The organism is Onishia niordana, from assembly GCF_004798965.1.
In the GTDB taxonomy this organism is placed as follows: Bacteria; Pseudomonadota; Gammaproteobacteria; order Pseudomonadales; family Halomonadaceae; genus Onishia; species Onishia niordana.
Map to the genome: position 1 here is coordinate 252,512 of NZ_SDSD01000005.1, position 11,502 is coordinate 264,013.

General features: G+C 58.2%; 11 protein-coding genes and 3 tRNA genes. 8 read left to right on the forward strand and 6 right to left on the reverse strand.

Annotation, left to right across the window (positions count from 1 at the left end):
* Positions 1–32: 32 nt before the first annotated feature.
* Complete coding sequence (gene olsF, locus ETC27_RS11575) at positions 33–1,745, forward strand: bifunctional ornithine lipid synthase OlsF (RefSeq protein WP_136255147.1); 1,713 nt, start codon at positions 33–35, stop codon at positions 1,743–1,745.
* A 227-nt stretch (positions 1,746–1,972) separates the two neighbouring features.
* Entirely contained in the window at positions 1,973–2,383 is a 411-nt protein-coding gene (locus tag ETC27_RS11580) for an SRPBCC family protein (RefSeq protein ID WP_136255148.1), read from the forward strand.
* A gap of 24 nt (positions 2,384–2,407) precedes the next feature.
* Here ETC27_RS11580 and ETC27_RS11585 read toward each other — a convergent pair whose 3' ends face one another.
* The 6 genes from ETC27_RS11585 to folD form a co-directional block, all read right to left on the reverse strand.
* A complete protein-coding gene (locus tag ETC27_RS11585) occupies positions 2,408–2,644 on the reverse strand; it encodes a DUF2789 domain-containing protein (protein WP_136255149.1) in 237 nt (78 codons plus the stop codon).
* Between the two features lie 125 nt (positions 2,645–2,769).
* The gene (locus ETC27_RS11590; protein WP_136255150.1) at positions 2,770–3,813 is read right to left on the reverse strand and encodes an asparaginase; all 1,044 of its coding nucleotides are present in this window, start codon (positions 3,811–3,813) and stop codon (positions 2,770–2,772) included.
* 15 nt (positions 3,814–3,828) lie between these two features.
* Positions 3,829–4,770 carry an alpha/beta hydrolase gene (locus ETC27_RS11595; protein WP_136255151.1) on the reverse strand — a complete coding sequence of 314 codons (942 nt, stop codon included), beginning with the start codon at positions 4,768–4,770 and terminating at the stop codon, positions 3,829–3,831.
* A gap of 163 nt (positions 4,771–4,933) precedes the next feature.
* A complete protein-coding gene (gene mtnN, locus ETC27_RS11600) occupies positions 4,934–5,659 on the reverse strand; it encodes a 5'-methylthioadenosine/S-adenosylhomocysteine nucleosidase (RefSeq protein ID WP_136255152.1) in 726 nt (241 codons plus the stop codon).
* A 25-nt stretch (positions 5,660–5,684) separates the two neighbouring features.
* Positions 5,685–6,152 (reverse strand): S-ribosylhomocysteine lyase, encoded by a 468-nt coding sequence (locus tag ETC27_RS11605; protein WP_136255153.1) that lies wholly within the window; start codon positions 6,150–6,152, stop codon positions 5,685–5,687.
* Between the two features lie 140 nt (positions 6,153–6,292).
* Positions 6,293–7,159, reverse strand: a complete 867-nt coding sequence (gene folD / locus ETC27_RS11610) for a bifunctional methylenetetrahydrofolate dehydrogenase/methenyltetrahydrofolate cyclohydrolase FolD (RefSeq protein WP_136255154.1) — start codon at positions 7,157–7,159, stop codon at positions 6,293–6,295.
* Between the two features lie 223 nt (positions 7,160–7,382).
* On the opposite strand from folD, the gene ETC27_RS11615 reads away from it, so the two are divergent.
* The 6 genes from ETC27_RS11615 (at position 7,383) to clpX (ending at position 11,478) form a co-directional block, all read left to right on the forward strand.
* A tRNA-Pro gene (locus ETC27_RS11615) sits at positions 7,383–7,459 on the forward strand.
* Between the two features lie 70 nt (positions 7,460–7,529).
* A tRNA-Arg gene (locus tag ETC27_RS11620) sits at positions 7,530–7,606 on the forward strand.
* A gap of 56 nt (positions 7,607–7,662) precedes the next feature.
* Positions 7,663–7,737, forward strand: a tRNA-His gene (locus tag ETC27_RS11625).
* A gap of 297 nt (positions 7,738–8,034) precedes the next feature.
* Positions 8,035–9,381 carry a trigger factor gene (gene tig, locus ETC27_RS11630; protein ID WP_136255155.1) on the forward strand — a complete coding sequence of 449 codons (1,347 nt, stop codon included), beginning with the start codon at positions 8,035–8,037 and terminating at the stop codon, positions 9,379–9,381.
* Positions 9,382–9,500: 119 nt separating this feature from the next.
* Positions 9,501–10,121: an ATP-dependent Clp endopeptidase proteolytic subunit ClpP gene (clpP, locus tag ETC27_RS11635; RefSeq protein WP_136255156.1), complete on the forward strand. Its 621-nt coding sequence runs from the start codon at positions 9,501–9,503 to the stop codon at positions 10,119–10,121.
* A 76-nt stretch (positions 10,122–10,197) separates the two neighbouring features.
* A complete protein-coding gene (gene clpX, locus ETC27_RS11640) occupies positions 10,198–11,478 on the forward strand; it encodes an ATP-dependent Clp protease ATP-binding subunit ClpX (protein WP_136255157.1) in 1,281 nt (426 codons plus the stop codon).
* Positions 11,479–11,502 lie beyond the last annotated feature (24 nt).

The following is an 11,502-nucleotide window of genomic DNA, read 5'->3' on the forward strand; positions in this document are numbered from 1 at the left end:
GCAGGATATCGACAACACCGGAGGACTCCCCGATGCTCGATATAGAACGCCTGATTGACGACAAATACCCTGCACTCAATAGCCGTGCAGCCGTGGTGCGCCAGCCTGCCATGGGGCTGTTGCGCCGCCTGATGCATGAGGATGAGGTCAATGACTTCCTGGCGCTGCATCAGGAAGCGGGCCCCTTCGAATTCATCGACCATGTTCTGGAGCACTTCCGCTTCAGTTACCTGGTCTCTGCACGTGAGCGTTGCAACATTCCGAATGAGGGGCGCGTGGTGATCGTCGCCAACCACCCGCTGGGCACCCTGGATGGCCTGGCGCTGCTCAAGTTGGTGGGTGAGGTGCGCCGAGACGTCAAGGTGATGGTCAACGACCTGCTGTGGGAGTTCGTGCCGCTGCGCCCCTTGTTGCTGCCCGTCGATAACCTGACCGGTAAAGGTTACCGCCAGACTGCCCGCGCCGGCAGCGAGGCGCTGATGGCCGAGCAGGCGGTCATTGTCTTTCCCGCGGGCGAGGTGTCCCGGGCAGGTCCCGCCGGCATTAAAGATGGCCCTTGGCTCAGCGGCTTCCTGCATTTGGCTCGCAAGACCAATGCCCCGATTCTGCCGGTGCACGTAGGCGGGCGAAATTCGGCACTGTTCTATTCGCTGTCGATGATCTACCGGCCACTGGGCGGGCTGCTGCTGGTCAACGAGATGTTCAAGAAGCACGCCATGGACCTGCCGATCCGTGTCGGTGAGCCTATTCCCCTGACGCGCTTCGATTTGCCAGGATTAGCCAATCGCACCAAGCTCAAACTGCTTCGCAAGCATGTCTATCGGCTGGCCAAGAACAAGACGCCGCTGTTCGAGACCGAGCGGCCGATCGCCCACCCAGAGCCGCGACAGGCGTTGCGTGCCGAGCTGGAAAAAGCGCAGTGTCTGGGAACGACCAAGGAGGGCATGCGGATTCTATTGCACGAGTATCGCGCGGATTCCGTGGTGATGCGTGAACTGGGACGACTCCGCGAGCTGACGTTCCGTCGGGTAGGCGAGGGGACCGGTGAGAGCCGAGATCTGGATGACTATGATCGTCATTATCAGCATCTGCTGGTCTGGGACGACAAGGCCATGGAGATTGCCGGCGCTTATCGCCTGGCAAGGGTCAATGGCGTGCTGGCGACGCATGGCGTGGAAGGTCTTTATTCGGCGTCACTGTTCGACTGTTCAGAGGAATGGTTGGCAAGCGTCGGTGAGGGTATCGAGCTTGGACGCAGCTTTGTACAACCCAGGTACTGGGGACGTCGCAGCCTTGATCTGCTATGGCATGGCATCGGTGCCTACTTGAAAGCCAATCCATCGATCGCCTGGATGATCGGGCCGGTGTCGCTATCCAATGCCATTCCCCGTGCCGCACTGGAGCTGCTGGTGTATTTCTTTCAGCATTATTACGGTACCAGAGAAGAAGGCGTGCGAGCTCGTGCGCCATTCCGTGTATCTTCAGCCGTTGCGGACGAAGCTAAGGTGTTGTTCTGCCACGACGATGTGGCGGCCGACTTCAAGGTGCTCAAGCGACAGCTCGGCATGCATGGCGTGACAGTGCCGGCCCTCTATAAGCATTACACCGATCTTTGCTCACCTGGTGGTGTGCAGTTTCTGGATTTCAGCGTCGATGCCGACTTCGGTTACTGCGTAGATGGGCTGGTACGGGTAGAGGTTGCCCGGGTAAAGGCAAAAAAGCGGGTGCGATATATGGGCGAGTGATCTTGGTCGCTTGATCACGATGCAGCTTGGCGGCGCTTAGGGAAAATGGGACGCGTAGATCGGTCAAACAACGAGTCGGCCAGGGGGCGACAAGCCAGATCATGTTCTTGAGCGTGATGGGTGGGTGGCTCGCTTGAGAAGATGCGCTGTTAGCGGTTGAAGGCTGGTCTTGGAGAGGTGAGCTGGTTACCCTCAAGGTTTGTGCGCACCCGTAACAGGATCTCGATATGGCCACCATCGAACATAGCGCGACATTGCCGGCGACGCCGGAGCGGGTCTTCGAGCTACTCGAACGTGTCGAAGACTTTGCGGATTATTCCGACCTGATCGAATCCATCGAATCGCTGGGTGATAAGCGTTATCGCTGGCATGTCAGGGCGGTTGGCGTCGATTGGGCCTTCGATGTGGTGATCACTGAGTCTCGCGCGCCGGAGCGTTTGGCATGGGAGTCTATCGATGGGGTGCAGAATCAGGGCTGTTACCGGCTTACGCCAGTCCCCGAGGGCACACTGGTGACGCTGACGCTTGATTACGTGATCAAGAATCGCCTGGTGGAAAGGGCCGTCAATAAGGCGGCCCGTCCCCTGGTGAACAAAGTCAGTCGACAGATTCTTGAGCGAGTCGAGGAGCGGCTTTGAGTCACCGCTCCCGGCTTCTTTTGCTCACCCCTTGCGCAGCGCGGCGTTGAGCTGATCGACTACCTCAGCCCAGTCAGCGTCATCTTCCAAGGCGCCACGAATCAACTCTGCCTGCCCCCGGTTCCAGAAGGGGGCTTCGGCCAGACTCACGTCATCGGATAATGGTGAATGCTGCTCGATGAACGCCTGGATAGAGGCGTTATCGGCGGGCAGGCCGAGCTGCTCGAAGAGTTCACTGAAAGGGTGTACGGCGTGTTCCATGGTCTGTCTCCTTTTGGCGGACCCCGTCTTGGACGTTTCCCGTAATTCAAGCACCTAGTGCGATCATCTTGCCATGCCACCGGCGTTGAATGGGATCCTCGTTTGCGCTGTGTGGCAGGCGTTGATCAGCGCTCTCCGGTAAGGCTGGTCAGGAACTGACGCTTCCTGTCTGCGTCGCTCAATGGTTTGGCCAGCAGGTGGATCAGCTTTGTCATGGCGGCTTCAGGGGTCATGTCATCGCCAGACATCACGCCTGCGTCTGCGAGCCCCTGGCCAGCCGCATAGGCACCAATATCGATGCGCCCATACGGACATTGACTGATGGCCGTCACCAGCTTGCCTTCCCCGTTGGCTTGGGCCAATACCTCGATCAGTGCCGGGTCGTCGGCGATATTGCCTCCCCCCCAGACTTCTAGCAGCGCGCCCTTGACGGTATCGTCAAGCAGAAGTGCGCCAACCTGTCGGGCGGTGATGCCTGGCCACAGCGCAATCCGTACCACAGGTGATGGGCCTAGTGCCCGATAGTCCGGGAGCTCAAACCGTTGAGCACCACGCTGATGGTCGCCAAGGCCGCGGCCGGGATAGAGTACGGGCAAACCGTCGACCATTTCGCCGAGTAAAGGATAGTTGGGGCTGGTGAAGGCATCCTCGGCCTGTGTCTGCCATTTGCGGGCACGAACGCCTCGTAGTAAGCACCCTGCGAAGTAGAGGGCGACTTCCTGAAGCGCTGGTAGAGCGGCGAAACGCAAGGCGCCTTCGATATTGTTAAGGGCATCACTCCCCCTTGATTCCAGAGGATGCATGGCACCCGTGAGCACGACGGGTTTGTCGATGCCTTGGAGCTGAAAGGCCAGACTAGTGGCGGTCCAGCTCAGCGTGTCAGTGCCATGCAGTATGACGATGCCTGAATAAGCCTGCTGGTGATTCTCGATCAGTGCGGCGAGGCTCTGCCAGTCGGCCGGGCAAGCGCTGCTGGAGTCGATGGTTCTCGGGGTTGCCAGGAAGTCGAAGTCGGGCAGGCTGGCGCGCTGGGCTGGTGCCAGACTTTTAAGGGCATTACGCAGCCTTGTCTCGAAATGCTCGCCCGGTGCGAGGCCGTGAGGCGTCTCGACCATGCCGAGGGTTCCGCCGGTGTAGATGACCAGTAGCGGGGGACGCGACGCATGCATGGGAGACTCCTGTCATCAGTTACGGTAGGTTGTCATGATAACCGATGCGGCCTGCGTTGTGGCCGAGGTGGATGCGCGCTGCTCCTCAAGGAAATCGAGTCCCTGCTCGATGGCCGTACCGGCGGTGAGAAAGGTGGTGAAATGGCCGCGCAGCCTGAGCCGATAAAGCGCGCTGGCAATGCCACGCTCACCCAGTGCCGCGCGGAAGTCTTCGGCCTGCTCGACCGGCACCAAACCGTCGAGGTTGCCGTGAAAAAGAAAGAAGGGCGGTGCGTTATTGCCAAGCTGGTGCAGCGGTGAAGCCTTGCGATAGCGAACCGGATATTCAGCCTGTGTGCCACCGATGAAGTCGGTAAGTAATCGGCCGTCGTCGAACGATAGTAGGTCCGTCGGTGTGCCGCCGGCCAGCACGCCAGCAAGTCGTGTCTCAGGGCCGCCATAGGGACTGTCGAGAGAATTGCCTGCCTCCAGCACGGCCATCAGGCTAATCAGATGGGCGCCGGAGGAGTAGCCGACGCCGATGATGCGGTCGGTATCGATCCGAAATCGTTCAGCTTGATCATGGATCCAGTGCATTGCCTGTTGAAGGTCATGGACCTGTGCGGGGAAGCGATAGGTGGGGGCAAAGCGGTAGTCAATATTGATGGCCACGTAGCCGCGTTCCGCCAGGCGAGCGGCGATGGCGTCCATGTCGTGGCGATCACGACGCTGCCATCCGCCTCCATGTACTACCAGGGCGGCAGGTCTCAGGTCATTACCCGTCGTGGCCGGCAAATGGATGTCTGCCTGCAGGGTCTCGGGCCAGTCCGGCGGCGAATACGTCAAGGCATCGAGGCGCTGGGTGTCGGCGACCGCAGGAGTCTCTTCGAAGCCAAGCGGATAGCTGCTGCAGCCAACCGCCAGGAGTGTCAGCATCATCGCGATCAGGTATCGGGTCAGCCGTAAAATGGCATGCATTGCATGGGCTCCGTCAGCCGATAAATACTCACTGTATAATGCTTGAATCGGTTTTGTATAGGATAGTGCCAGGGATGGGGGCTATGAAGAGTCGGTCTGAAAACAAGAAAGGCGCCTTGCTGGCGCCTTTCTTGACATGAGCGTTGTCACTGAGCGAGTAGTCTCAAGCACTCTCTGGTGTGTTCTCTACAGCGCCGAGTCGGGCGACCATCGCTTCTACCATCTGCGCAGAATGCTGCGCGGCCTGATCGATGAAGGATTTAAAGGAGACGTTCGACTCCTGCCCGGCGATGTCCGACAGGGCGCGAATGATCACGAAGGGGCAGCCATAGAGGTGGCAGGTTTGGGCGATGGCCGCGGCTTCCATTTCGGCGGCAATCATGGTCGGAAAGCGATCGCGAGTGCGCAATACCAATTCAGGGCAGGCCATGAAAACGTCGCCAGTCGCTATCAGGCCCTCGACGACCGTCAGGTTGCCGAGCGATTCGATGCACTCCCTGGCGACCTCGACCAGCCTTTTATCGGGCAGGTAGGCCGCCGGCATCTTGGGCACCTGGCCGTGCTCATAGCCGAACACGACAGCATCCACATCGTGGTGACGCACCTCGGATGATATGACGACATCACCCACGGAGAGGCCCTCGCCGAATCCGCCCGCGGAACCGGTATTGATGACCACGTCCGGCTTGTATACGTCCAGCAGCAGGGTCGTCCCAACAGCAGCATTCACTTTACCGATGCCGGATTGGAGGATCACGACCTCGACGCCTTGGAGACGTCCGGTATGGAACGTACAGCCCACATGGTGACGCGTCCGGCTATCCTCCAGACGAGAGGCCAATAGCGCTACCTCCTCGGCCATGGCGCCGATGATGCCAATCTTGCTCATTTCGTGCGTCGCTCCGGTCATCGGATCACTCAAAAATCAGCTGCCATTCGTCACGCTTGGCCAGAAAGCCGCGGGCGATTTCCTTGGCGCCTTCAAGACTATGGCTGGCGGCCCAGCCGCACTGCATTTCATTGCAGGCCGGCACTTCATCAGCTTGCAGCACGTCCTCGAGGGTCTTCTCGATCAGTGTGAGGATGCCATCGTAGTCATCATGGTTGATCATCGCCCAGTAGAAGCCGGTCTGGCAGCCCATCGGGCTGATGTCGACGACCTTGTCAGTATGGTTGCGCGACATCTCAGCCATGAGGTGCTCCAGAGAGTGCAACCCCGGCATGTCCATGTGATTCTGATTGGGCTGGCAAATGCGCATGTCATACTTGTAGATCTCGTCGCCATGCAGGCCAACGGTCACGCCGGCCAGGCGGACATAGGGCGCTTTGACCTTGGTGTGGTCGAGATTGAAGCTTTCGACGTTCATCTTCTGGTCGTTCATGTCACCTGACCTCATGGTACAAATTGATGTGTATCGCCCCGTTGACGATAGCCCTGGGGCGAAAAGCGTAGAGTCTAACCCAAGGCGACGTCTGGCGCATGGGCTGCGCCGCTGTTAGCGGGTCGGTCTTCAACTGGAAGCTATTCGGCCTTCATGGGGTCATGACGCTCGGCGGCGTAGAGGGTGTTCTCAAGTAGTGAGGCGACCGTCATCGGTCCTACGCCCCCGGGTACCGGTGTGATGTAGCTGGCGCGCTCCGCCGCCGGCGTGAATTCCACGTCACCGATCAGTGTGCCGTCATCATTGCGGTTAATGCCGACGTCGATAACGATGGCGCCTTCTTTTACCCACTCACCTTTGACGAGCCCCGGTTTGCCGACGGCCACCACCAGCAAATCGGCACGACGCACTTGAGCCTCCAGGTCCTTGGTGAAGCGATGGCAGACAGTGGCGGTGCAGCCTGCAAACATCAGCTCCAGTGCCATCGGTCGGCCCACGATGTTAGAAGCGCCGACGATGGTCGCATCCAGGCCGCGCACCTTGATGCCAGATTTTTGAAGCAGTGTCATGACCCCCTTGGGTGTGCAAGGCCGAAGCAGTGGCATGCGCTGAGCCAGTCGGCCGAGGTTGTAAGGGTGGAAACCATCGACATCCTTGCCAGGCAGGATGCGCTCAAGGATTGGCCGCGGGTCGAGATGCTCGGGTAATGGCAACTGGACCAGAATGCCGTCGACGCGCTCGTCGGCGTTCAGCTCGTCGACCAAGGCTTCAAGCGCGGTCTGGGTAGTGTCCGCTGGCAGATGGTGGCGAAAAGACAAGATACCGGCCTCTTCGCAGGCGAGATGCTTGTGGCGAACATAGACTTCGGATGCCGGGTCTTCGCCGACCAGCACCACGGCAAGCCCTGGCCTGCGTGCACCGGATTCGCGGCGGGCCTCTACCTGGCGGGCAACCTGTTGACGAACTTGAGCGGCAATAGCCTTGCCATCGATCAGCTGGGCGGACATCGGTGTTTCCCTAGAAGGTAAGGCGGCAGGCCGTTGGGTGGGCGTACCTGCTGCGGGCGACAAAAGAGTAATGTCGCCAATTTTCGCATGTGCTGGCCTCGAGTCAAAGCATGCTTGTTGAGAGAGTGTGCGCTAAGGGCTTGACCAGCGGGCAAGGATGCGTAGAATACGCTCCGCATTGAGGCGAGAGAGAGCCGCGTCAATGCAGTGCAACATATGATATCGGGATGTAGCGCAGTCTGGTAGCGCGCCTGCTTTGGGAGCAGGATGTCGGGGGTTCGAATCCCTCCATCCCGACCATTTAAGTCATTGATTTGCCGAATAAAATTTTTGACTACCGTTGCATGCAAGAGTTTAGAGGCTTTAGAATGCGCTCATAGCTCAATTGGATAGAGCAACGGCCTTCTAAGCCGTAGGTTGCAGGTTCGAGCCCTGCTGGGCGCGCCACTTATCAGTTAAGTGGTCAGCAGCAAGGCAAGTGCCTGGTTAAGCAAGTCGATATGGTGGATGTAGCTCAGTGGTAGAGCCCCGGATTGTGGTTCCGGTGGTCGTGGGTTCGATCCCCATCATCCACCCCATGACTTCCTTCTTGTTGTGTCTCATATTCCCTTCCTATCAAGATTCGCGACCTATGGGTTCGAGTCTCTCAGTCATGTCTATGTTTTGTGATGTGCCTTTTATCCAAGGCAAGGCCGGCGCTGTATGTCATTTGGGCTTCGGGTGAATAGGTTTTTTGCTCCCGCACCCTTGTAACAGTGCATCGCGCCCCCATAGTCATGGCATTGCGCTTGCCAGCGTGCATCGGGGTTCTTAGAATTAATCCCCTTTGATCATTCAACGCTTTTTTCGAACGCCCCAGTGGTAGAGGACTATTCATGCAAGTTTCCGTCGAACCGACCTCCAAGATCGAACGTCGCGTTAAGGTTCAAGTCCCGGCGGCCGAGATCGATCAGGCCGTCGAGTCTCGCCTCAAGGATACCGCCAAGAGTGCGCGCCTGAATGGCTTCCGCCCAGGCAAGGTGCCGATGGCTGTAGTCCGTCAGCGCTACGGTCAAGACGCGCGCAATGAAGTGGTGGGCGAAGTGATGCGTGAGCGTTATGTTCAAGCCATCACTCAGGAAAACCTCAACCCGGCGGGCTACCCCGAGATTGAGCCGACCGTGAACGAGAGCGGCAAGGATCTTGAATTTGTCGCGACGCTGGAAATCTATCCAGAAGTCGAGCTGGCAAGCATTGAGGGTGCCGAAGTTGAGCGCCCGGTTGTCGAAGTGACTGATGCTGATGTCGAGCAAATGATCGAGACCCTGCGCAAGCAGAATGCCAGCTGGGCCGAAGTCGATCGTGCTGCCGAAGACGGCGATCAGGTCACTCTCGATTTCCAGGGCTTCCTGGGCGACGAGCCATTCGAAGGTGGCAGTGCCGAGAATCACGACCTGGTGATCGGTTCCGGCAGCTTCATCCCGGGCTTTGAAGAGCAGCTGGTCGGCGTTAAGGCCGGTGATGAGACCGAGATCAAGGTGACCTTCCCGGAAGATTACCAGGCCGAGAACCTGGCCGGTCAGGATGCCACCTTCAAGGTCAAGGTCCACAAGGTCAGCGCACAAGAGCTGCCGGCGATCGATGAGGCCTTCATCCAGCAGTTTGGTGTCGAAGGTGGCGATATCGATACCTTCCAGGCCGAGATCAAGAAGAATATGACTCGCGAAGCCAGTCAGGCTGTCGATAACCGCGTCAAGCAGCAGGTGCTCGATGCGCTGAAGAAAGCCAACGACATCCCGGCGCCGCAGGCTCTTGTTCAGCAGGAAACTGATGCGCTCAAGCGCCAGGCTGCCCAACAGTTTGGTCTGGGTGAAGACTTCGATGTTTCTCAGCTGCCCAACGAGCTGTTCGCCGAGCAGGCCAAGAGCCGCGTTCAGGTCGGTCTGCTGCTGGCGGAAGTCATCAAGGTTCACGAAGCAGATGCATCCGACGATGAGATCAGGGCCAAGGTCGAGGAATTGTCTCAGCAGTATGAAGACCCGCAGCAGGTCATCGATTACTACATGAGCAATGATGAGCTCAAGAATCAGCTGAAATCGTCGATTCTAGAAGAGAAGGCTGTCGCAGTGCTGCTTGATCAGGCGACCGTTAAGGATGTCGAGATGTCCTACGAGGAGGCTCTGCAGGCGGCTCAGCAGCAAGAAGAAGCCGCTGAGGAAGAAGAGGAAGACGCCAAGGCGTGATTGGCGACAACAGTCGTTGGCAGTCAGGCTTCGGTCTGACTGCCAGTCATGCTTTACTGTCTTCATGACGCCGCGTAGGCGGGGTCAAAATCCAGTCTCAGGATGAAGGATGTCACACAATGGGCAACGAGTCCGATATTCAAAACGCTGGCGGCTTAGTGCCGATGGTGGTCGAGCAGAGCGCACGCGGTGAGCGCTCCTACGACATCTACTCGCGCCTGCTCAAGGAGCGTGTGATCTTCTTGGTTGGACCGGTGGAAGACTACACGGCTAACCTTGTGGTAGCGCAGTTGTTGTTCCTTGAGTCCGAGAACCCGGACAAGGACATCCACCTGTACATCAATTCGCCGGGTGGTTCCGTCACGGCGGGTATGTCGATCTACGACACCATGCAGTTCATCAAGCCTGACGTCTCGACCGTCTGTATCGGTCAGGCGGCAAGCATGGGAGCATTACTGCTGGCCGGGGGTGCCAAAGGCAAGCGTTATTGCCTGCCGAATTCGCGCATGATGATTCACCAGCCGCTGGGTGGTTACCAGGGCCAGGCCTCGGATATCGAGATCCACACCAAGGAAATTCTCAGTATCCGTAAGCGCCTCAATCAAATCCTTGCCGATCATACCGGTCAGGATTTCGAGACCATCGCCAAGGATACCGATCGTGATAACTTCATGACCGGTGAGCAGGCTGCTGAATACGGCCTGATTGATGCCATGCTGGAGAAACGCCCGGCATCCTGATAGCGTGAGATACATCTCCAGCCACGATATGCAACTCCGGCGGCCGTTAGGTCGCCGTCCGTAGAGAGGTACGCAAATGGCCGACGGCAAAGGTAAGGACGAGAGCGGCAAGCTGCTGTACTGCTCGTTTTGTGGCAAGAACCAGAACGAAGTTCGTAAGCTGATCGCTGGCCCGTCCGTCTATATCTGCGATGAGTGCGTCGACCTGTGCAACGACATCATCCGCGAGGAGGTCCTTGAGGCCGATGCTGAAAGCGATGAAGATCGCCTGCCGGCCCCGCGGGAGATTCGTCACACCCTCGATGATTATGTGATAGGCCAAGACCGCGCCAAGATGGTGTTGTCGGTGGCGGTCTACAATCATTACAAGCGTCTGCGTGCCGAGGTGAAGAGCGACGAGGTGGAGCTTGGTAAGTCCAATATCCTCCTGATCGGTCCGACCGGCAGCGGTAAGACGCTGCTTGCCGAAACGCTGGCACGCTTGCTGAATGTGCCCTTCACCATCGCCGATGCCACGACCCTCACCGAGGCGGGCTATGTCGGTGAAGATGTCGAGAACATCATCCAGAAGCTGCTGCAGAAGTGTGACTACGATGTCGACAAGGCGCAGAAGGGCATTGTCTATATCGATGAGATCGACAAGATCTCGCGCAAGTCTGACAATCCTTCCATCACTCGTGATGTGTCGGGTGAGGGCGTGCAGCAGGCATTGCTTAAGCTGATCGAAGGCACGACGGCTTCAGTACCGCCACAGGGCGGGCGTAAACACCCGCAGCAAGAATTTCTGCAGGTCGATACCGGCAATATCCTGTTCATTGTTGGCGGTGCTTTCGCTGGTTTGGACAAGGTGATTCGCGAGCGCGCCGAGAAGGGTGGTATCGGTTTCAACGCCGAGGTGAAAACCAAGGATGAAACCAAGGGTGTCGGCGATCTGCTGCTCGATGTCGAGCCAGATGACCTGGTCAAGTTTGGTTTGATTCCCGAGTTCGTGGGGCGCTTGCCGGTCATTGCGACGCTTACCGAGCTCACCGAGGATGCGCTGATCGAGATCCTCACTGAGCCTAAGAACTCGCTCATCAAGCAGTATGTCAAGCTGTTCGAGATGGAAGGCGTGGACCTCGACTTCAGAGAAGAGGCGCTGCGGGCCGTTGCCAAAAAGGCCATGTCGCGCAAGACCGGAGCGCGTGGTTTGCGTTCGATCCTCGAAGCGGTGCTGCTCGATACCATGTACGAGATTCCGTCGCTTGAGGGTGTCACCAAGGTGGTGATCGACGACGCCGTGATTCGCGGCGAAAGCGAGCCATTGCTGATCTACTCTCAACAGGAAGACGGCAAGGTGGCGGGCAAGGACGGCTAAGGCCGCTCCCCTCCGAAGCAGGGG